Annotated in this window: 17 protein-coding genes; 10 read left to right on the top strand and 7 right to left on the bottom strand. The window is 74.8% G+C overall.

The annotated features are described in order from the left end of the window. Window positions 1–77: 77 nt before the first annotated feature. The 3 genes from ACZ7KF_RS07040 to ACZ7KF_RS07030 form a co-directional block, all read right to left on the bottom strand. A complete protein-coding gene (locus ACZ7KF_RS07040; RefSeq protein WP_471069920.1) occupies window positions 78–1,862 on the bottom strand; it encodes an RICIN domain-containing protein in 1,785 nt (594 codons plus the stop codon). Between the two features lie 173 nt (window positions 1,863–2,035). Continuing rightward, window positions 2,036–3,196, bottom strand: coding sequence for an FAD-dependent oxidoreductase (locus ACZ7KF_RS07035; RefSeq protein ID WP_471069919.1), 1,161 nt, complete (start codon window positions 3,194–3,196; stop codon window positions 2,036–2,038). 270 nt (window positions 3,197–3,466) lie between these two features. After that, window positions 3,467–5,158 (bottom strand): phosphodiester glycosidase family protein, encoded by a 1,692-nt coding sequence (locus tag ACZ7KF_RS07030; protein ID WP_471069918.1) that lies wholly within the window; start codon window positions 5,156–5,158, stop codon window positions 3,467–3,469. Between the two features lie 391 nt (window positions 5,159–5,549). Between ACZ7KF_RS07030 and ACZ7KF_RS07025 the strand changes: the two genes are divergently transcribed. The 7 genes from ACZ7KF_RS07025 (at window position 5,550) to ACZ7KF_RS06995 (ending at window position 14,281) form a co-directional block, all read left to right on the top strand. After that, window positions 5,550–6,557, top strand: a complete 1,008-nt coding sequence (locus ACZ7KF_RS07025; protein WP_471069917.1) for a Ppx/GppA family phosphatase — start codon at window positions 5,550–5,552, stop codon at window positions 6,555–6,557. 279 nt (window positions 6,558–6,836) lie between these two features. After that, a complete protein-coding gene (locus ACZ7KF_RS07020) occupies window positions 6,837–7,805 on the top strand; it encodes an ABC transporter substrate-binding protein (RefSeq protein WP_471069916.1) in 969 nt (322 codons plus the stop codon). Continuing rightward, the gene (locus ACZ7KF_RS07015; RefSeq protein ID WP_471069915.1) at window positions 7,802–8,614 is read left to right on the top strand and encodes an ABC transporter permease; all 813 of its coding nucleotides are present in this window, start codon (window positions 7,802–7,804) and stop codon (window positions 8,612–8,614) included. The genes ACZ7KF_RS07020 and ACZ7KF_RS07015 overlap by 4 nt, the downstream gene beginning before the upstream one ends. Beyond that, a complete protein-coding gene (locus ACZ7KF_RS07010; protein ID WP_471069914.1) occupies window positions 8,611–9,414 on the top strand; it encodes an ABC transporter permease in 804 nt (267 codons plus the stop codon). The genes ACZ7KF_RS07015 and ACZ7KF_RS07010 overlap by 4 nt, the downstream gene beginning before the upstream one ends. Then, window positions 9,411–11,018, top strand: a complete 1,608-nt coding sequence (mdlC, locus tag ACZ7KF_RS07005; RefSeq protein ID WP_471069913.1) for a benzoylformate decarboxylase — start codon at window positions 9,411–9,413, stop codon at window positions 11,016–11,018. The genes ACZ7KF_RS07010 and mdlC overlap by 4 nt, the downstream gene beginning before the upstream one ends. 3 nt (window positions 11,019–11,021) lie before the next feature. Further along, a complete protein-coding gene (locus ACZ7KF_RS07000) occupies window positions 11,022–11,774 on the top strand; it encodes an ABC transporter ATP-binding protein (protein WP_471069912.1) in 753 nt (250 codons plus the stop codon). A 128-nt stretch (window positions 11,775–11,902) separates the two neighbouring features. After that, window positions 11,903–14,281, top strand: a complete 2,379-nt coding sequence (locus tag ACZ7KF_RS06995; protein WP_471069911.1) for a SpoIIE family protein phosphatase — start codon at window positions 11,903–11,905, stop codon at window positions 14,279–14,281. A gap of 85 nt (window positions 14,282–14,366) precedes the next feature. Here the strand turns inward: ACZ7KF_RS06995 and ACZ7KF_RS06990 are convergent, their stop codons facing one another. The 4 genes from ACZ7KF_RS06990 to ACZ7KF_RS06975 form a co-directional block, all read right to left on the bottom strand. Next, the gene (locus ACZ7KF_RS06990; protein WP_471069910.1) at window positions 14,367–14,810 is read right to left on the bottom strand and encodes a DUF7144 family membrane protein; all 444 of its coding nucleotides are present in this window, start codon (window positions 14,808–14,810) and stop codon (window positions 14,367–14,369) included. Between the two features lie 159 nt (window positions 14,811–14,969). Further along, a complete protein-coding gene (locus ACZ7KF_RS06985; RefSeq protein ID WP_471069909.1) occupies window positions 14,970–16,286 on the bottom strand; it encodes a hypothetical protein in 1,317 nt (438 codons plus the stop codon). Between the two features lie 127 nt (window positions 16,287–16,413). Continuing rightward, window positions 16,414–17,538 (bottom strand): GNAT family N-acetyltransferase, encoded by a 1,125-nt coding sequence (locus tag ACZ7KF_RS06980; protein ID WP_471069908.1) that lies wholly within the window; start codon window positions 17,536–17,538, stop codon window positions 16,414–16,416. 168 nt (window positions 17,539–17,706) lie between these two features. Then, a complete protein-coding gene (locus ACZ7KF_RS06975; RefSeq protein WP_471069907.1) occupies window positions 17,707–18,582 on the bottom strand; it encodes a helix-turn-helix transcriptional regulator in 876 nt (291 codons plus the stop codon). Window positions 18,583–18,966: 384 nt separating this feature from the next. Here ACZ7KF_RS06975 and ACZ7KF_RS06970 point away from each other — a divergent pair, with 384 nt between their 5' ends. From ACZ7KF_RS06970 to ACZ7KF_RS06960, 3 genes are read left to right on the top strand one after another with little or no spacing between them, the layout of a single operon-like run. Next, a complete protein-coding gene (locus ACZ7KF_RS06970; RefSeq protein WP_471070031.1) occupies window positions 18,967–19,680 on the top strand; it encodes an SDR family oxidoreductase in 714 nt (237 codons plus the stop codon). A gap of 50 nt (window positions 19,681–19,730) precedes the next feature. Next, a complete protein-coding gene (locus ACZ7KF_RS06965; RefSeq protein WP_471069906.1) occupies window positions 19,731–20,339 on the top strand; it encodes an SDR family NAD(P)-dependent oxidoreductase in 609 nt (202 codons plus the stop codon). Continuing rightward, a complete protein-coding gene (locus tag ACZ7KF_RS06960; protein WP_471069905.1) occupies window positions 20,279–20,494 on the top strand; it encodes a tautomerase family protein in 216 nt (71 codons plus the stop codon). The genes ACZ7KF_RS06965 and ACZ7KF_RS06960 overlap by 61 nt, the downstream gene beginning before the upstream one ends. The last annotated feature ends 41 nt before the right edge of the window (window positions 20,495–20,535 follow it).

Below are 20,535 nucleotides of genomic sequence, written 5' to 3'. Positions count from 1 at the left end.
GATAGGCCGGTCATGACATCGGAGCCGGACCGGGCCCGCTCCGGCGGCGGGTGCCGGTGCGGGCCCGGTCGGTACGGTCAGGGCCCGGCCGGGGTGAAGGTCAGGGTCTGTTCGGCCGCGGTACGCCCGCCGCCGACGGCATCCCCGCCGGTGTCCGTCCAGGTGCGGGGCGGTGTGGTCTCGGCGAGCCGGCCGGAGGTCGCGGAGAGGGCGAGCGCGAGGCCGCTGTAGCGGTTGACCAGCCGACTGGTTCCGCCGGAGGCGCCCGGGATCACGAACCACTGCTGTCCGACGGCCGGTCCGCCGCCCCGGGCCACGGTGGCCGAGGGCCTGGCGCCCCAGGCACGGCCGGCCGTCCGCGCGGAGTCGACGCCCAGCAGCCGGCCGGTCGCCGCGTTGGTGAGGGTGAAGGCGCCGTCGCCCGTCGGTGTGAAGAGCCACGACGCGCGGGCGGAGCCGGTGGACCGCGCCACCGAGGTGACGGCGGAGCCGCCGGACGCCTGGGCGAGGATCCGGCCCGTGCCGGCGGCGATGCGGTAGCGGCGGCCGGTGTCCACAGGCGGGGCGGCGGGCGTGGCGGAGTCGACGGTGAGGTCGACGTACTCGCCGGAGGCGTCGTGGGAGCAGCCGAAGGAGCAGTAGGCGCGGAAGGTCCTGCCGACGACGGCGGAACCGGTTCGGCCGGCGCCGTCCAGGAACCAGCGGTACCAGGAGGCGGTGGTGTAGTCGCCGGTGTCGCCGATGCGTTCCCACTTCTGGGTGGCCAGGTCGTCCGTGGCGTACAGGTACTGGGGTGAGCCGCCGCTCTGGTCGACGGCCTGCGGTGTGCCGAGGTAACGGCCCAGGTGGGCGTCGTAGGCGATGTTCATGACGAACAGCGGAGAGGTCGGGGGCATCGTGCCGGCCGCGATCTGCTCGGCGGACGTCCCGGGGTTGGCCGGGTCGTACTCGGCGGAGGCGGGGGTGTAGCCGGTGGGGTGGCCGGCGTCGACCGGGACGATGTTGCTCTCCCGGCCGCCGGTGCCCGGCTGGGACCAGGCGCCGTCGTACCACTTGCGCCAGGAGCCGGGGGCCATCTTCGCGGCGATCGGGGCGCGGGCCACGTGCTCGTGGAACGCCTTCCAGCCGCCGTTCTTGTCGACGATGCGCGAGCCGTAATAGACGTAGAAGTAGCCGGAGGCGATGTCGACGAACAGGCGCTGGTCGCCGTCGCCGTAGGAGTACGTCTGCTGCGGGAAGGCCGTGGTGTCCCCGCGCTTCGTGCTGTACGGCGAGGTGAGCACATGGTCCCGGACGGTCCAGGTGCGGCCCTGGTCGGTGGAGACGGCGTAGTCGACGGCGTCGTAGTGGAGCCCGTCGCCGAAGGGCTGCGGGGTGAACTCGTTGTGCACCAGCCCGTACCAGTCACCGGTGTCGGGGTCGATCCACACCCCGGAGAGGTCGCAGTAGTTCTTCTGCGCGTAGCCCGAGCCGCTCGGCGCGTACGTCGCCTCCCGTCCGGTGGGGCTGTTGTTGCACCGCCAGGTGGTGTCGTCGTTGCGGTCGGCGGGATGCGCCGGGTTCACCGCCTCGCTGAGCGTGCGGTCGAAGGTGGCGGTGTCGAAGTCCTTGCCGGTGTAGAAGTCCCAGACCCGTGGGTCGTCGGCGCCGTAGAGCGCGGCGGACTGCTGGTAGTGGAAGGTGCCGTCCCGGTCGATGTACGGGGTGGCGGGGGTGTCCGTGGGGTGGGGGAACGGGACCGGGGTCCCCACGGACACGGTGTAGCCGGCATCGCCGGGGGGCGCGGCCTGCGCGGGGGACGCGGTGCCGCCGCCCAGGACCAGGGCGACGGCCGCGGCCACGGCGCCGCCTGCTCTGCTCAACGGTCGCACGGGTGCTCCTTGTTGCCGAAGGGCGGGTTCCACGGAACCATCCGGCTCCGGTGTCGCCCGCGGCAATGGACTCCCGTGCCCCGCCTCTTGCACTTTCGCGCGCGAACGAGGCCCCGCGCGATCACCTTCGCGCACCGGGGCCGGTACCGCGCCCGGGTCCCGGGTCAGTGCGGCGCGGCGGGCAGCGGGCTGTCCCAGGCGAGTTGGCGCAGGAGCCGCGCGTCCGGCTCGGCGGGGCGGGCCGCGACGGGTCCGGATGCCGGGCCGGAGGATGTGCGGGTGCCACGGGAGAGGCCGCCGCTGACGGTGATGTTGTGCTCCACCCGTGGCCGGCGGTGCCACTCATACGCGGCGAACGCGGCCTGCGGGCCGGGCAGGTCGCGCAGCGCCTTGGCCAGGACGACGGCGTCCTCCAGGGCCATCGAGGCGCCCTGGCCGGTCGCCGGGGAGGCGGCGTGGGCCGCGTCCCCGATCAGCAGCACCCGTCCGGTGTGCCAGGGGATGCCGAGCGGCAGCTCCGTGGCGTTGGTGACCAGGATGGTGTCGGAAGCCTCGACCAGGCCGGCGGCGGGGGTGGCGTCCTCGCGCAGCAGCGGCCGCAGTCGCGCGCGCAGCACCGCGGAGGGTTCGGCGGGTGCCCCGACGGGCAGCGGGTCGCCACCGGTGCGGGCGAACCAGTACGTCTCCCCCGTCGGTGACACCGCGTACCCGAAGGCGGTGGCGCCGCCCCGCACCATGGTGAGGGCGCCGTCGGGGCCGGACACGGGCGCGGTGCCGGTGTAGCCGTAGTAGACCCGCTGGCCGGCGTACCCGGGCCGCACCTCGGGCAGGAGCAGCCGGCGTACGGTCGAGTTCAGTCCGTCGGCGCCGACGAGCAGCTCTCCGGTGGCCGTGCCGCCGTCGGCGAAGCGGGCGGTGACGTCGTCCGGGCCGTTCGTCAGGGACACCAGCCGGGCGCCGTGGCGCAGCCGGATGCCACGCCGGACGGCCTCGGCCTGCAGGGCCGCGTTCAGTTCGCCGCGGCGCAGGCAGCGGTAGCGCAGGGCGGGGTCGGCCGCCTCGCCGAGCGGTCCGTGCGTCACCTCGGCGCCCTCGCTGTCGAGCAGCCGCAGCGAAGTCAGCGGAAAACCGACGGCGGTGACCGCGTCCGTGGTGTCCAGCTGGGCCAGTGCGCGCATGCCGTTGCTCGCCAGGGTCAGGAAGGCACCGATGTCCTCTGCCGTGTCCGGGTGCGCCTCCCACACGGTGACGTCGAAACCGGCCTTGTGCAGCCCCAGGGCGGTCGCGGTCCCCGCGATGCCGCCGCCGATCACCAGTACCCTCATCGCATCCGCTCCGGTCGCCTGCCGCCTCTCCCCGCCGGCAGTGGTCCCGACCATCTAAGAGCAGCGGTGGCCACGCCAGGGCGCTCGGGACCGAGATCCGGACATCGCCGGCCGAGCGCAGCGGGCGAGGAGCCGGCATCCGGACACGGCCGGCCGGGCGCAGCGGGCGAGGAGCCGGACACGGCCGGCCAGGCACCGCGGGCGAGGAGCCGCGTCGGGACACGACCGGCCAACCGCGGGCGCGGGCGACGGTCTGGTCCCGGGCCGTCGTCAGTGGCCGGCGGGCAGGACCTGGACGGTGTCGCCGACCGCGCGTTCTCCGGCGGCGTCGGACGGCTGGTTGACCAGCGTGCCGTCGACGGCCATCGCGGTGGAGCCGCCGCCGTCGAGGTTCATCGCCTGCACGGCGCCGAGCGACTTCATGAATGCGGCGGCCTCGTAGAGGGTGAACCCTTCGCTGCCGTTCTTCAGCCGCCCGTCCACCGTCGCCAGGATCAGCCGTCCCCGCCGGTCGATGCCCGCCAGGGTGCGCGGCTGACGGACGTCGGCCCAGGCGTATCCGAAGGAGGTGTACGCGGGGTCGACCACGCCTTCGGCGGCGGCGTCGATGTCGACGCGGCCGTCCTGGACCAGCGTCGGGGCCGCGCTGACGAGGGAGTCGTCGGCGTCGAGCGTGACGCGCCCGCCCTCGGCCGTCCGGACGGCTTCGCCGACCCGGACGCGGCTGTGCGGCCGGGCGTGTGCGGTCAGCCAGTCGGCCGCCCGGCCGATGCCCTGCAGCACGTGCCCGCCCTCGGGTACCCGGCCGCCGCGCGCGCCGACGGAGACGACCCGGCCGGATGCGTTCAGCACGGCCTGCGCGCCGGATCCGGTGGGCAGGTCGGCCTGGAAGGAGGGGGTGAACAGGACCATGTCGTCGGCGAGTTGACACGTCACGTCCTGCCAGGGCAGCTCGCTGGGCGTGCTGCCGGGACGACCGCAGTCCCGGACCGTGCCGGGCAGCCGGTTGATGCCCTGGACCCGGTAGGCGGCGCGGCCGGCCCGGGCGGTGACGGTGCTCGTCAGGTCCGCGATCCGCAGGCGGTGGCCGCCGTCCTGGACGAGCAGCGCGGAGCGGGAGCCGGCCGCCATCGACTCCAGCTCGCCCCGGTAGGCGCCGATCCCGGACATGGTGCCCGGCACACCGTCGCCCGGGGACAGCACGAAGAAGCCGCCGTTGACCCCGACCAGCGAGTTCAGCTTGCGGGCCACCGCCGAGGTGGTCTCACGCCGTGTCACGTCGCCGTCGTGCGTGGCTTCGATCCTTCCCTTGAAGATCTTCGGGTCGATCACCGCCACATGGATGTTCTCCTGGTCGGCCGGCTCCTGGACGTCGTAGCCCGTCCAGGAGAGAGCCGGGTGGAACCCGGCCGCGGTGACCGCCGACGCGGCGGTCCTCGCCTCCTCCTGAGTGGCGAAACGGCCGACGCGGACCCGGAGCCCCATCACGCCGCGGGGCGTGTCGGCGTAGTCGGGCCACCGCACGCTCTCCACCCGGGGCCGCAGGCCCGCCCGGGTCAGTTCGCCCGCCGTGTCCTCGGCCCAGGCGCGGGTGGAGACCTCGGCCCAGCTCAGGGGGGCGTCCGGGTCGTTGGAGGTCCACCGGGTCCGGCTCGGGGCCTGAACGGTGACCGTCCACGAGTGCCGGATGCCGGGGTGCTTGACGACACCGGTGCGGACCGTGACGCCGGGAGCGAGCGTCTCGGTCGTCCACCGCTCGGTCACCGCGGGAGGCGCCGTCCTCCGTTCGGCCGCTGCGGGAGGCGCCGTCCCCCGCTCGATCGCCGCGGGAGGGACGGAGCGCGCCTGCGCCGCACCGGACAGCAGGGCCGGGGCCGCCAGAGCGAGTACGGCGGTCGTCGCGACCCGCGCACGGACGCGGGCGGAGCTCCGTGCGGCGCAACGGACTCGGGGATGACGCATGCGCATGCACCTCACCTACGGTTCGGAGGGGACCCACCTCGGCAACGACGGTCCACTGAACCGGCCCCGGGTGACAACCACCCCCTGTCGGACCGAAGTCGTCGCTACGGCCGTCTGAACTCGGCGGCGGCGCCTCGCCCGGCACCTCGCGGCCGGCTCGGCGCCCCGAACCGGCCGAGACGCGCCGGCAGTTGCCCCCGGGGGCCGGCGGACGGTGCGCGCACACCACCGCCGGGTGGGCGCACGCCGCCGGCGGGCCGTGCGCCTCCCGCCACCGGTCCGCGTCGAGCGGCCGCGCGAGCCGGTCCTCAGGCGCGTACCGGGCTCGGTGTGCACCGGCACGCCCCCGCCGTCGAAGCGTCGTCGCCGGTGAAGTGGGTACGTCCCGGCCATGCGGGTGAGTGTGGTGGATGCGGGGTCGAACACGGTCCGGTTGGTGATCGCAGACGTGGAGGGCGGTGTTCCGCTGCCGGTGCACACCGTCAAGTGGAAGCTGCGCCTGTCCGAACAGGTCGGCGTCGACGGCACCATCGCCGACGAGGCGGTGGAACAACTGGTCAAGGCGGTGGCCGCGGCGGGTGCCACGGCCCGAAGATGGCATGCGCCGGGTCCGCTGGCCTTCGCCACGGCGGTGATCCGCGGCGCTCCGAACCGCCACGAGGTGCTGCAGCGGGTGGCGTCCGGGACCGGGATCCGCATGTGCACGCTGCCCGGGGAGACGGAGGCCGAGCTGACCTTCCTGGCGGCCCGCCGCTGGCTGGGCTGGAAGGCGGGGCCGCTGGCGCTGCTGGACATCGGCGGCGGCTCGCTGGAGGTGGCCTTCGGCCGGGGCCGGCTGCCCGACTTCGCCGCGTCGCTGCCGCTCGGTGCGCGCCGGCTGACCCGGGAGCACCTGGGTGTCCAGGATCCGCCCGGGGCGGCCGAGCTGAAGGAGCTGCGCCGCCGCATCCGCCATGAGCTGCGGGACGTCGCCTTCCGGATCCGCTGGGAGCGTCCGCGCACCGCGGCCGTCACCTCCCGGACGTTCCAGCAGCTGGCCCGGTTGTGCGGGGCCGCGCCGGGACGGTACGGACCGTTCGCGGAGCGGGAGCTGGTCTGCCGGGACCTGCGCAAGGCGGTGCACGCCCTCGCCGCGCTGCCCGCCGCCGAGCGCGCCCAGCTGCCCGGGATCACCGCCCCGCGCGCCGCCCAGAGCCTGGCCGGCGCGGTCGTGGGGCACACGGCGCTGAAGCTCATGGGACTGCCCCGGGCCGTCGTCTGCCCCTGGGCGATCCGCGAGGGCGTGCTGCTGCGCTACGTCGAGGACGGCGCCGACTGGTGGACGGAGGCCAGCGGCGAGACCGCCGGCACCGCACCGGTCCCCACGGCGACCCTGCGCATCGCCGGCCCGTCCGCCTGACCGGCCGGGCGGGCGGGCCGTCCGGGCCCTGTCCCGTGACGGCGCTCCCTGCGAGGGCAGGGGGCCGACGGAGCCGGGGGGGCGCGCCGTCGTCCGCCCACGCTCCCGCCAGCACCGGCACCGCGCCTGCGCCGATCCTCGCCGCTCTCCCCTCCACCCCGTCCTCCCCCGCCGCTCCTTCCCTTCCTCCCCCGAACCACCGAGACTTCGTCCCCCGAACCACCGAAACCAGCCCCCGATATGTAGCGATCATGACAATTCGAGGGTAGGCATGCCCGTATGGCCTTACGTCGATCACGATCGGGAACGAAACGGCTCGCCGCCCTCCTGGCCGCGGCGGTCCTGGTGCTCGCGGGCTGCGACGGCGGGGGCTCTTCGTCCTCCGAAGACGGGCGGCTGCGGCTGACCGTGGCGGCGCTCCCGCTCACCGACTCGGCCGCCCTCTACCTCGCCCGGGACCGTGGACTGTTCGCCAAGGAGGGCCTGGAGGTCCGCATCCAGCAGGTGCAGCAGAGCATCCAGGCGCTGCCCGCGCTGCTCAAGGGCCAGGTCGGTGTGATCGCGAGCGCGAACTACGTCACCTACTTCCAGGCGTACGAGAAGGGCACGCTGGACCTCCGCATCCTCGCCGAAGGCGTCCGGATCGCCCCGCACATGATGGACGTCCTCGTCCCCCGGGACTCCCCGCTCAGGACACCCGCCGACCTCGCGGGCAAGAAGACCGCGGTCGCCGTCCTCAACAACATCCAGTCCCTGACGCTGAACGCGATCCTCGACGCCGAGGGCGCCGGACGGCCCGCCTACCGGCAGATCCTCTTTCCCCAGATGGGCCCCGCGCTGGAGAAGGGACAGGTCGACGCCGTGCACGCCGTCGAACCCTTCAGCACCGCGATCCAGGGCGAACTGGGCGCGCGCGTACTGCTGGACGGCGGCTCGGGGCCGGCACGCGGGCTGCCCGCCAGCGGGTACGTCACCACGCGCGCCTTCGTCGAGAAGCACCCGAAGGCCGCGCAGGGCTTCCGGCGCGCCATCGAGGCGGCCTCCCGGCTCGCCGCCGAGCACCCGGAAGCCGTGCGCGCCGAGCTGCCGAAGTACTCCAGGGTGACCGCGGAGCAGGCCCGGAAACTCCACCTGCCCGCCTACCCGGTGGCCGCCGACCCGGAGCGGCTGCGCCGGCTCATCCGGCTGATGCGTGACCAGGGGATGCTGAAGAAGGCCGTCGATCCGGCCCCGCTGCTGGTGAGATGACCCGGCGTCGGGAAGTCCTGCTGGGCCTCCTGGGCGCCCTGCTGGCGTTCGGTGCCTGTGAGGCGGTCGCCCGGGCCGGGATCGTCCGGCACAGCTATCTGCCGCCCGCCTCCGAAGTGCTCGTCCGGGCCGTGCGGCTGGCGGGTGACCGGACCTTCCTCGACGGGGTCGGCGTCACACTGCGGGCCTGGGCGCTGGGCCTGGGCCTGGCCTGTCTGATCGCCGTGCCGCTCGGGCTGCTGCTGGGCGCGGTGCCGGTCGTGGAGGCCGCCGTCCGCGCGATCGTCGAGTTCCTGCGGCCCCTGCCCTCCGTGGCGCTGGTCCCGCTGGTGTCGCTGCTGCTGGGGTCCGGCACCGGGACCGAGGTGACGCTGATCGCGTACGCGTCCCTGTGGCCGGTGCTGTTCAACACCGTGCACGGGCTCGGCGAGACCGATCCGCTGGCCAAGGACACCCTGCGCGCGTTCGGCTTCGGCCGGCTCGCGGTGCTGCTGCGGGTGGAGCTGCCGGGCACCGCCCCGTTCATCGCCGCCGGGGTGCGGATCTCCGCCGCGGTCGCCCTGATCCTGGCCGTCGCCACCGAGCTGCTCTCCGGCTTCGGCGACGGCCTCGGCATCTTCATCGCCCAGGCGCAGACGGCCCCGGACGGCACCCGGGACGTGCTGGCGGGGGTGGTGTGGGCGGGAGCTCTGGGACTGGTGATCAACAGCGCGCTGACGGGTGCGGAACGGCGGTTGTTCGCCTGGTCCCACGAACGGTCCGACGGCAGCGGGCCGTCGGCGCGGAGCCGGGAGGGGGAGCCGGCATGAGCGCGGAGGCGGGCCGCGGCCGGAGCGCCGTACCCTTCCTGCTGCGCTGGTCGGTGCTGCTGCTCGCCGTCGGTGTCTGGGAGGCGGCCGCGCGGGCGCGGGGCAGTGTGTACTTCCCGCCCCCGCTGCGCATCGCCCGCCACGCGTACGGCCTGTGGTTCTCCGGGCCCCCCGGCCGCCTGTTCCTCACCGGGGCGGCCGTCGACACCGTTCTGCCGAGCCTCGGCCGGATGGCGGCCGGGTTCTCGCTCGCCGCCGTCGCCGGCACCGCGCTCGGGATCGCCGTGGGCCGCTCGCGGCGGGCGTACGCGCTGTGCAACCCGGTGCTGCAGTTCGCGCGGGCCGTGCCGCCGCCCGCGCTGGTACCGGTGTTCGTCGTCGTCCTCGACTTCGGCACACCGATGCAGGTGGCGTCGATCGTGTTCAGCGCGGTGTGGCCGGTGCTGGTCAACACGGCGGAGGGCGCCCGTGCCACGGACCCGCTGCGGCTGGACATGGCCGCGGTGCTGCGGCTGACCGCGCCCGAGCGGCTGTGGTTCCTGATCCTGCCCTCGGCGCTGCCCCGGATCTTCGCGGGGCTCCGGCTCAGCCTGTCGCTGTCCCTGATCCTCATGGTCTTCTCGGAGCTGCTGCCGGGCAGCGACAACGGCATCGGCTTCACGCTCACCGACGCCCAGACCCGCTCGGACCTGCTCACCGTGTGGGCCGCGCTGCTGCTGCTCGGTGCGCTCGGGTATCTCCTCAACACCGGTCTGCTGGCGGCCGAGAGACGGCTCGTCGGCCGAGGGAGGGCAGCATGACGACGGCCACGGTGCGGGAGGCGGTCGTGCGGTTCCTGCGGGACACCGGCATGACCACGGTCTTCGGCAATCCCGGCTCCACCGAACTGCGGATGTTCCGCGACTGGCCGGAGGACTTCACCTACGTGCTGGGACTGCAGGAGTCCGTCGCGGTCGGCATGGCGGCCGGTCACGCGCTCGGCACCCGGCGCGCGGCCTTCGTCAGCCTGCACTCGGCCGGCGGCGTCGGACATGCGCTCGGCGCGGTCTTCAACGCCTTCCGGGACCGGGTGCCGCTGGTGATCGTGGCGGGCCAGCAGGCGCGCTCGCTCGTCCAGTTGCGGCCCTTCCTCGGTGCCGACGAGCCGGCGCTGTTCCCACGCCCGTACGTGAAGTCGGCCCGGCAGCCGGAGCGGGCCGCGGACGTGCCGGCCGTGCTCGCGGAGGCGTACCGGACGGCGATGACGCACCCGCGCGGCCCGGTCTTCGTGTCGGTGCCCGAGGACGACTGGGACCGGCCCGCCGAACCGGTCGCCGCTCGCACCGTGCACACCGCCTTCGCGGCGGACCCGGAGGCCCTCGCGGCCCTCGCCGCCCGGCTGACCGCCTGCGCCCGCCCGGCGCTGGTGATCGGTCCGGGCGTGGACGACGAGGAGGCGCTGGCGCAGGCGCGGACGCTGGCCGAGCGGGTCCGGGCCGGGGTGTGGATCAGCCCGCTCTCCGGACGTTCCGGATTCCCGGAGTCGCACCCGCTGTTCCAGGGCTTCCTCCCCCCGGTCGCCGGGCAGCTCGCCGCGCGGCTGGCCCCGTACGACGTGGTGGTCGCCCTCGGCACCCCGGTGTTCGTCTACCACGTGGCGGACGAGAGCCCGCCGCTGGCGCCGGGCACCGAACTGTTCCACCTGGACTGCGATCCGGGCCAGGCGGCCTGGCTGCCCGTCGGCACCAGCATCGTGACCACCCTGCGCCCCGCGCTGCGCCGGCTGACGGAACTGCTGCCGGAACCCGACCGCGCCCCGCCGCCGCCCCGGCCGGCACCCCCCGCGGCCCCCGCCACCGCCCACATCACCCCGGAGCTGTTCTTCGACCTGCTGCGCGACCGGCTGCCGCGCGACCGTGTCCTCGTCGAGGAGGCGCCCAGCCATCGCGACGCGCTGCACGCCCGCGTGCCCGTCGACCGCGCCGGCGGTTTCCTCACCACCGGCAGCGGGGCCCTCGGCTGGGGCCTGCCCCTCGCCGTGGGCCGGGCGCTCGCCGACCGGCGCCGGCTGGTGTGCGTGGCCGGGGACGGCTCGGCGCTGTACTCGGTGCAGGCGCTGTGGAGCGCCGCCCGGCACGCGGCACCCGTCACCTTCGTGCTCCTCGACAACGGCGGCTACGCGGCCGTGCGCGCGCTGGGCCGCCGGATCGGGATCGCACCGGTCCCCGGCACCGACATCGCCGGGATCGACTTCGCGGCCCTCGCCGAGTCGTTCGGCTGCCCCGCGGCCCGCGCCGAGACCCCCGAGGAACTGCCGGCCGCCCTGGACCACGCCCTCGGCCGGGGCGACGACACGGGCCCCTTCCTGCTGCACCTGCGGGTCGCCGGGAGCGCCGGCACCTTGTACGAGCCCTGGGCCGGGTGAGGGATGCTGCGCCTCGACTCCGTCAGCCGGTACTTCGGAGACCAGCACGTCCTGGACCGGATCAGCCTCACCGTGCCGGACGGACAGCTGCTGTGCGTCGTCGGGCCGTCCGGCTGCGGCAAGTCCACGCTGCTGCGGGCCATCGCCGGGCTGCTGCCCGCGCAGCAGGGCACGATCACGGTGGACGGGACGCCGGTGACGGGGGTGCCCGACCGGCTGGCGGTGGTCTTCCAGGAGTACGGCCGTTCGCTGCTGCCCTGGCTCACCGTCCGTGACAACGTGGCCCTTCCGCTGCGCCGCCAGGGCCTCGGGCGGGCCGCCCGCCGGGAGGCGGCCGAGGCCATCCTGGACCGGGTGGGCCTGCACGGGGCCGCCCGCCGCCGGCCCCGGGAACTCTCGGGCGGCATGCAGCAGCGCGTGGCCATCGCGCGCGCCCTGGTGTGCCGCCCGTCGCTGCTGCTCATGGACGAACCGTTCGGCTCCCTGGACGCCCGCACCCGCGAGGATCTGGAGGATCTGCTCCTGGAGGTGCACCGCGGCGACGGCACGACCATCGTGTTCGTCACCCATGACATCGACGAGAGCGTCTACGTGGGCGACCGGGTCGTCGTCCTCTCCCCCGGCCCCGGCTCGCGGATCGTCCGCGACCTGCCGGTCGGGCTGCCCGCGGAGCGCGACCAGATCGCCACCCGCGGCCTGCCCGGCTTCGTGGCGCTGCGCACGGAGGTGGGGCGGGCGGTGCGCGGCGACGGCTGAGGCGCGGCCGGAGCAGGGGCGCGCCTCCGGTCCGGCCGCCCGCGGCCGAGCGGAGTGCCGACCGGCGCCGCCTTGGTCAGACTGGGGAGTACGACCGCACTGGGCCAGCGGGAGAACGGTCGGTGATCATGACTGGGTCCACGGACAGCAGGCACGGGCCGGCGGGACCGGCGCGCGGGCAGGCGGGGACGGCCTCCCTCGTCCTCGACGACGAGGGCGTCGTGGTGGGGTGGAACCGGGCCGCCGAGCACCTGCTCGGCTACCCCGCGCACCAGATCCTCGGCCGGCCGGCGAAGGACCTGGTGGTGGCGGACACCGCGGCGGACCGGGCGACGTCCGACGTCGTGTTCCGGCACCTGGACGGGCACCACGTCGGCTGCCGGGTGCGGGTCAGCGCCGAGCACGACGCGGAGCCGGTGCCGCACTGGCGGATCGAGCTGGTGCCCGGCGAGGAGGCCACGCGCGCCGCCGTCGACCGGGCGCTGGTGCAGGCGCTGTTCACCCGCTCCCCGGTCGGCCTGTTCGTCCTCGACCCCCAGCTGCGCCTGATCCGGTACAACGCCGCGGCGGAAGGCATCCAGGGCACTCGGGTGACCGAAGGGCTCGGGCTGCGGCCCACCGAGGTCTGGCCCGACTTCAGCGCCGAGACGGCCGAGCGGGTGATGGCGGAAGTGCTGCGGACCGGGCAGCCGGCCCTGTCCTTCGAGAAGCGGTGCCGTCCGCCCGGCGACCCCGACCGTGAGCACGTCTACTCGGCGTCCGCGTTCCGGCTGGAGGACGACGAGGGCCGCGTCCTCGGAGTGGCCGACGTGCTGGTCGACGTCACCGAGCGGCACCGGGCCCAGGAGCGGCTCGCCCTGACCGCCGAGGCGGGGTCCCGGATCGGGACCACCCTGGACGTGCTGCACACCGCGGGGGAACTCGCCGACGTGGCGGTACCCGCTCTGGCCGACCGTGTGTCGGTGGATCTCCTGGAGCCGGTGCTGGCCGGCGAGGAGGTGCCGGACGCGCCGGGTCCGGCGGGCTGGGACCTGCGGCGGGCCGCGTCCCGGTCCCTGCACGGGGACGCCGCCCACGGCGTCGCCTACCGGATCGGCGAGGTCAGCAGCTACCCCGCCGCCGCGCCCGCGTCCCAGGTCCTCACCGACCACCGGCCCCGGCTGGTGCCCGTGGTCGACGAGAACAGCGCCTGGGTGCACGGCGACGCCGTCCGTGGCCGGCGCATGCTGGCGGAACGGGTCCACTCGCTGATGGTGGTCCCGCTCCTCGTCCGTGACGGTGCGCTGGGGCTCGTCTCCCTCTACCGGTGGACGGACCGCGGCGCGTTCGACGACGACGACCTCGCCCTGGCCCAGGACATCGCGGCCCGGGCCGCGGTGGCCCTGGACAACGCGCGCCGCTACGCACGGGAGCGCAACGCCGTGCTCTCCCTCCAGCGGGGCCTGCTGCCGCAGGTCCTGCCCGCCGCCGACGCGGTGCAGGCGGCACACCACTGGGTGCACTCCGGCGCGGGCGGCGACTGGACCGACGTCATCGCCCTGCCCGGGGCCCGCGTGGCGCTCGTGGCGGGCAGCACCCCCGGTCGCGGTGTGCGCACCGCCGCCACGATGGGGCGGCTGCGCACGGCCGTGCACACCCTGGCCGCCCTCGATCTGGCCCCCGACGAGGTCATGGCCCGCCTGGAGGACCTGGTCCGCCACATGGACGCCGAGACCGCCGACGGGACGACCCACAGCCCCGTCGGCGCCACCTGCCTCTACCTGGTCTACGACGCCGTCGACGGCCGGTGCGCGGCGGCTTCGGCCGGCCCGGCGGGACTGTCCGTGGTGCACGCGGACGGCGCCGTGGCCTTCCCGGACGTACCGGCCGGCCCGCCTCTCGGCCGGCCCGGGCCGCCCTTCGCGAAGACCACGATGGACATGCCCGAGGGAAGCCGGCTGGTCCTGTTCACCCCGGGGCTGCTGCAGGCCTTCACCGGCGACGCCGGGCACCGCGCGCTCACGCTCCTGCTCTCCCGGCCCTGCCGGTCCCCGCAGGACCTCTGCCTGCGACTGACGGAGGCGCTGGTTCCGACCGATCCCCCGGACGACGCGGCGGTCCTGGTGGCCCGCGCCCGGTCGCTCGATCCCGCGTGCGTGGCCACCTGGGTGCTGCCCGCCGACCCGGCGGCCGTCGCCACCGCCCGCTCGCTCACCGCCCGCCAGCTGGGCACGTGGGCCATGGAGGACGAGGTGTTCGCCACGGAACTCATCGTCAGCGAACTCGTCACCAACGCCATCCGGTACGCCGATCCGCCCGTGCGGCTGCGGCTGATCCGCGACCGGACGCTGAGCATCGAGGTCTCCGACGGCAGCAGCGCCGCGCCGCATGTGCGGCACGCCCGCACGACCGACGAGGGCGGTCGCGGCCTGCTGCTGGTCTCCGAGCTGGCGCAGCGGTGGGGCACCCGCTACGAGGACCGCGGCAAGACGATCTGGGCCGAGCAGCCCGTCGGGGCGGCGTCCTGACCTGACACGTCGAGCGCGGGCCTCGTGCGCGGGGCTCGTGCGCGGGCGCGTGGAGCGCGGGCCTCGTCGCGCGGGCGGCGGTGCCTCAGCGGTTCGCCGGGTCCGGCTGGTACACCGCCAGCGCCCAGATGACGAACACGTCGATGGCCATCATGATCAACGACCAGATCGGCGCGTACGGGAGGAAGAGGAACTGGGCCAGGAGGCTCAGGGAGGCCAGCGCGATGCCGACCCCGCGTGCCCAGGCGGCGCCGGAGAGGATGCCCCCGCCGACGATGACGGATATCACGCCGATGACCAGCAGGACCCAGCCCCAGCCGGTGAGGTTGATCTTGTAGACGTAGTCGTTGATGCGGGCGTAGACGTCGTCCTTGGCGATCGCGGAGATGCCCTGGAGGACGGCCAGGACACCGTTCAGCAGCATCAGGACGCCGGCGAAGGTGACGCCGCCGGCGGCCCAGGGACTGTTCGGGGCGGAGCCCTGGCGGGAACCGCCGGAGGGCGTTCCGGGGTGAGGATGTGCGGTCATGGTGACGCTCCGTTCTCGGGTGGCCGACGGCGTCCTCCTCCGACACTCCGGCGGGCGAGGCGGTTCGGCCACAGGCGTTGGGCCGAGCGGGTGACGGCGGGCGGCCCTGCCGGACATCTCCGGGCGTCGGGCGGGCGGCCCTGGCGGGGTTCTCGGGCGTCAGGCGGGCGTCCCGGCCGGTGTCCCCCGGCCGGCCGACGGCGCCACCGCCAGGAACTCGACCACGGCCAGCAGGAACAGCAGGCACAGGGCGATGCCGACCACCACCCAGCCGGTGGGGTACGGCCACAGCAGGTAGGCCACCAAGGACGCCGCGACCAGGATCCAGGTGATCCAGGCGCGGCGGCGGCGTACGAAGGGACCCACCGGCCCGGTGCGCAGACCGGCGTGGTCGGCGGTGGCGCGGACCGCGTCGATGCCGGAAGTCCACAACCCCCTGACGAGCCCGGCGTACCGGCCCGGACCGGAGAGCCAGGCGGCCAGGGCGACGACCACGCCGAGGGCCACGACCATCCGCACGGTGGTCCGCAGGAAGTGCGTCAGCGCGTCGTAGACGGCGCCGGCCGCGCCCGGGGAGACGTCTGCGGGCAGCCGGTCCAGATAGATCGCGCGGAACACGTGCAGTGCGATGCCCAAGAGCCCCGTGGCGACGGCGACGCCGAGAGCGCCCGCGACCAGGGCCCGGCGGCGCCGGACCGCGAGGAGCACGCCGGCGGCGACCAGCACGACGGCCAGCACCGGCAGCCAGTTCCCGGCGAGCTGGAGCAGCCGCACAGAGGTCTTGATCCTGCCGATCTGATCGGATCTGACGATCGTGAAGTCGGTGTGCACCGTGGGGATGTGCGTGGCCACGGTCAGCCCGGCGTCGACGAGACGCTGTTTCACCCGGTCCACGAGAGGGGCGAGGTCGAGGGTGACCGCGTCGTTCGTCAACTGCACCGCGCCGCCGCCGGCGCCGGTGAGGGCCTTGTCGAGGGAGCTGTGGATCTGGCGGTTGGCATCGGTCCAGACGGTCTTGAACACGTCCGACGCAGCGATCTCCCCGGCCTTGTCGTGGACGAAGCTGCGCACGGCGGATTCGAGCGAGTCACCCAGCCTGCCGCCCAGCGCCTTCTGCAGGCGGGGCCGGTCCTGGGGGGCCGCGTCGGCGAGCAGCGCGGGCAGGTCGACGTGGGCCATGAGGGCGTCGGTGGCCCGGTCGGCGACGGCGTTCTGCACGTCCCGGTTGGAGGCGAGGGGGGCGACCGTGGCCACGTAGCGATCGGTGTCGTCCAGTTGGTCGGCCGCCCACGCCGCGACGACGGAGAGCGGGGCGAGGACGCATCCGACGACGATGAGCACCACGGCGAGGAGGGACCTGACGTGGTGCCGGGCGGGCCGCTCCCGGCCGCCTTCGAGGGCCGCCACCCGCGCCCTCAGTTCCTGGATCTCGGACCGTTCCGCACGGTCGTCCCCCTGCTCCCTGCCGTCCGCCACCGTGCCTCCTGGTCGAGCCGGTCCTCTGCCTGCCAGCCGACCCGCAAAAGGGCGTGGGCGCGAGCAGGAAGGGACCGTTCGGGGGCACCGGCGCGCGGGCCCCCGCCCGAGGACGGGGGTGGTGGGCTCAGCCCGGGTGCGGGGGCCGGCCGCGGAGCGTGGCCGCGGAGTCGCGGCCGCGCGTCCGCAGGGTGCCCGCCGTCCTCAGCAGCCGGTCGGCCGGTTCGCGCAGCCGCGGGTGGGCCAGGACCGTGTTCCGCAGGCCGCGTACCGGGCGGCGCCACAGGCGGCGGGCGAGCGCGACCGGGTGGGGCCGCGCGGCGAACCCCTCGCCGACACGCAGTTCCCGGGTCTTCAGCCAGTCCTTGTACTCCTTGTCGCCCCGGCCGAGGTCCACCAGCGTCACCCCGTGCCGGGCGGCCGCCTCCGCGGTGCGCAGGTGCATCATCAGCCCGGGCGAGTAGGCGGGCAGTTCGGGGTCGTAGGCGGTGAACCAGGCCGCCAGCACCGTGTTCGACCGGGGGCCGAAGTGGGCCGCGACGGGCCGGTCGCCCGCGTACAGCACGGACAGCACCCCCGTGAAGTGCTCCTCGCGGACGCCGAACAGGTGGTCGACCAGGGCGACGATCCAGGGCCGGGAGAAACGGTCCATGCGGCCGGTCCTGCGGTACTGCGCGGACTTCCACCGCATGAGGGTGTGCAGCATCTGCGGGTCGCGCTCGTCGAACTCGAACCGCACCTCGCCGACGGCCCGGCCGAGCCGGCGCTCCTTCTTCAGCGTCGTCTTGGCGAGCCCCGGGTAGGCGCCGCGCAGCCACTGCGGGTAACCGCCGTCGCCCGGTTTGACGTCGATCACCGGTGACGCGAAGGTACCGGTGACATGGGGTTCGAACGGCCGCTGCTCCCGGACGAGATGATCGAACTCGAAGATGCTGAGGCCGCAGGCCCGCAGCAGCTCCGGTGTGTGCCAGCTGACACCGGGCCGGTGCACCAGGGCCTGGCAGTCGGACAGGCCGAGACCGACGGCCCGGCCGGTACCGAACGGCCCCCGCTCGAACGGCAGGAAGCCCACCGGTTCCCCGCCTTCCCGGAGGACCGCCACCCGCACCCCGGGCCGGAACCGGCCGACCCCGACGGCGAACTCCGGTGCCAGGAACGGGTTGGCGTACTCGGGCGACTCGTCCATCGCGCGGTGCCAGGCCCCGACCAGCTCGGACGTCAGCTCACCCACTCTGTGGACGGTGATCTCCACATCAGCCTCCCCCCATGACGCGCCGTGCGCGTCCCGAACCGTAGGACAAGGCCCAAACCTCGCGAAACAGCCCGCACCCCGTCAAGGGTGCCTCAGGCGACCGGACTTCGCCATGGGTACGGGGACATCGACGGCCCGCCGGAGGGACACCGCGGTGTCCGTCCGCCCTCAGCCGGGTCGCCGTCCCAGTCGGTCCTGCCCCGGTGCCAGGTCCTGTGTGCCGATCACCGACAGCAGCTCCAGCTGGGCGGCTCCCTCGGTGCCGGGCGGGGCGCTGAACCACAGCAGACGCTGCCGGCCGTCCTCGCTGAACAGGTTGTGGCAGTCCAGTTCGATGACGCCGAGCGAGGGGTGGACGATCCGCTTGTGGTCGGTGCGGCGCAGCGCCACGTCCCGCTGCTCCCAGAGCGCGACGAACTCCTCGCTGCGCCGGAGCAGGACTGCCACCAGCCGGGTGACGTCGGGGTCCTTGGCGCGCCGGGCGGCGACGGCCCGGAGGTCGGCGGTGAAGACCCGGGAGTGGTGCGGATGGTCCTCGGCCGGGTACAGGGCCCGGGCGTCGGGGTCGGTGAACCAGCGGTAGGCGAAGCTCGCCTCCAGCCCGCGTCCCACCGGTGCCGGACCGAGGAGGGCGACGGCGAGAGGGTTCTGCACGAGGGGTTCGTGCAGGTCGGTGATGACCTGGGCGGGGGTGGTGGTGAGCCGGTCCAGCAGGCCGAGCAGGGCGGGCTGGGCGTGCGCGCCGGGGCCGTGCGCGGCGGCGGCCGGCAGCGGGCGCTCGGCGAGGTGGAAGAGGTGGTCGCGTTCGTCGCCGCTCAGCCGGAGCGCGCGGGCGAGCGCGGCCAGCACCTGCGCGGACGGCTGGGCGCCGCGGCCGCGCTCCAGCTCCGTGTAGTAGTCGGCGGACAGCCCGGCCAGCTGGGCCACCTCCTCGCGCCGCAGGCCCGGCACCCGGCGGCGGGGGCCGACGGGCAGGCCGACGTCGGCGGGGCGGACCCGGTCGCGCCGGGACTTCAGGAATGCGGCCAGCTCGGAATGGTTCACGCCCTCCATGGTCGTGCCGGCGCGCCCCCGGAACCAGGGGTCGCCGACCCCAGGGTGAGGACAGCCGTGGTTCCGGCCGGACTTCCGGCGCAGGCTGGAAGGGCACTGCTCGTCCGCTTCTTCCGCCAGGAGTCCACCATGACCGCTCAGGAGACCGGCCCCCAGCTCGCCGCTCGGCAGACGCCCGTCCAGCCGTCCGCGCAGACGTCCCCGCGGCCGACCGGTACACAGCCGACCACGCGGCCGACCGGTACGCAGCCGTACCCGCGAGAGCCCGGTAGGCAGGAATCGGGGACGCAGCCGTCCGGTACGCGGGAGTCGGGTCCGCAGCCGTCCGCGCAAGGGGCGCCCGCCGGGAGAGCCCCCGCCCGGCCGCGTGTCGCCATCGTCACCGGCGGCTCGCGCGGCATCGGCCGGGAGACGGTGTCCCGGCTCGCCGCGGACGGCTTCGCCGTGGTGGTCGGCTACGCGGGCAACCGGGACCTGGCCGAGGCCGCCGTCGAGGAGGTCACCGCGGGGGGCGGCAGCGCGATCGCGGTCCGTGCCGACGTGGCCGACGAGCAGCAGGTCGCCGGGTTGTTCGAGGCCGCCGCGGCCGAGTACGGCGGGGTCGACGTCGTCGTCCACACGGCGGGCCGGATGTATCTCGCCCCGGTCGCCGAGCTGGACCTCGCGGAACTGGACGCACTGCACCGCACCAATGTGCGCGGCACCTTCGTGGTCGCCCGGGAGGCGGCCCGGACACTGCGCAGGGGCGGGGCGTTCATCGCCTTCTCGACGTCCGTCGTGGGGCTGGCGTTCCCCGGTTACGGCGCCTACAGCGCGAGCAAGGGCGCGGTCGAGGCGCTGACCCTGGTGCTGGCCCGTGAGCTGCGCGGCCGGGACGTCACCGTGAACGCGGTCGCCCCCGGTCCCACGGCCACCGAGCTGTTCCTGGAGGGCAAGGACGAGGAGGCCATCGCCCGGCTGGCCGCCCAGCCCCCGCTGGAGCGCCTCGGCACACCCGCCGACATCGCCGAGGTGGTGGCGTTCCTCGCCTCCCCGGCCGGCCACTGGATCAACGGCCAGGTGGTCCGCGCCAACGGCGGCATCGTCTGACGCCCCGCACGCGGTCACCCGCTCCGCGCCAGGGCTCCGCGGACGCGGCCGTGGCCCGGATCCTGGCCGACCAGGGCAGGCTCGACGTCGTGGTCCACCACGCGGGCCACATGGTCACCGGACCCGCCGAGGCCTTCACCACCGACCAGCTGGCGGACCTCTACGACGTCAACGTGCTCGGCGCCCAGCGCGTCGACCGGGCCGCGCTACCCCATCTGCGGGAGCGGGGCGAGGGTCTGCTGGTCCGGATCGGCAACTCCAGCACCCGCGGCGGCTGCCCGCCGTTCCTGGCACCGTACTTCGCCGCCGAGGCGGCGATGGACGCGCTGGCGGTGAGCTACGCCGCCGAGCTGATCCGGTTCGGCATCGACACCGCGATCGTGGTATCCGGCGCGTTCACCTCCGGCACACAGCGGCCGGCCGTTGCGCACCCACGTCGACCCCGCCCGCGACGGCAGCGAGGTGGCCTCGGCGGTCGCCGACCGGCGTCCGCGCCGAGTTCTTCCGGCGGGCCGGTCTCGACGACCCGCTCACCGCGGGCAGTTCGCTCTGACACCCGCTCACCCACCGCCCCCCTCACGCACCCAGGAGACGCCCCATGCCCTTCGCGAACTTCAAGATCCCCGCGGGAAGCCTCGACGAGCGGCAGAAGGAGCTGATCGTCACCCGCGCCACGGAGCTGTACGTCGAGATCTACGGCGAGCGTGCCCGTGCGAACACGATGGTCCTGGTCGAGGAGGTGACCGACGGCGGCTGGGGCATCGGCGGCGGCGTACTGACCCTCGCCATGCTCCGGACGCCCGGCGCGGACTGACCGGGTCACCGGCGGCGGTATTGACATGAACCTGCGTCACC

The organism is Streptomyces sp. NPDC038200, from assembly GCF_055600785.1.
The sequence above is the reverse complement of the archived record's forward strand: the minus strand, read 5'-3'. Positions and strand labels throughout refer to the sequence as shown.

Coding starts and splice junctions, on each gene's coding strand:
- ACZ7KF_RS06995 (WP_471069911.1), top strand. CDS start 11,903: ATGACTGGGTCCACGGACAGCAGGCACGGGCCGGCGGGACCGGCGCGC.
- ACZ7KF_RS07035 (WP_471069919.1), bottom strand. CDS start 3,196: ATGAGGGTACTGGTGATCGGCGGCGGCATCGCGGGGACCGCGACCGCC.
- ACZ7KF_RS07010 (WP_471069914.1), top strand. CDS start 8,611: ATGAGCGCGGAGGCGGGCCGCGGCCGGAGCGCCGTACCCTTCCTGCTG.
- ACZ7KF_RS07020 (WP_471069916.1), top strand. CDS start 6,837: ATGGCCTTACGTCGATCACGATCGGGAACGAAACGGCTCGCCGCCCTC.
- ACZ7KF_RS06960 (WP_471069905.1), top strand. CDS start 20,279: ATGCCCTTCGCGAACTTCAAGATCCCCGCGGGAAGCCTCGACGAGCGG.
- ACZ7KF_RS07000 (WP_471069912.1), top strand. CDS start 11,022: ATGCTGCGCCTCGACTCCGTCAGCCGGTACTTCGGAGACCAGCACGTC.
- ACZ7KF_RS07025 (WP_471069917.1), top strand. CDS start 5,550: ATGCGGGTGAGTGTGGTGGATGCGGGGTCGAACACGGTCCGGTTGGTG.
- ACZ7KF_RS07030 (WP_471069918.1), bottom strand. CDS start 5,158: ATGCGTCATCCCCGAGTCCGTTGCGCCGCACGGAGCTCCGCCCGCGTC.
- ACZ7KF_RS06990 (WP_471069910.1), bottom strand. CDS start 14,810: ATGACCGCACATCCTCACCCCGGAACGCCCTCCGGCGGTTCCCGCCAG.
- mdlC (WP_471069913.1), top strand. CDS start 9,411: ATGACGACGGCCACGGTGCGGGAGGCGGTCGTGCGGTTCCTGCGGGAC.
- ACZ7KF_RS07015 (WP_471069915.1), top strand. CDS start 7,802: ATGACCCGGCGTCGGGAAGTCCTGCTGGGCCTCCTGGGCGCCCTGCTG.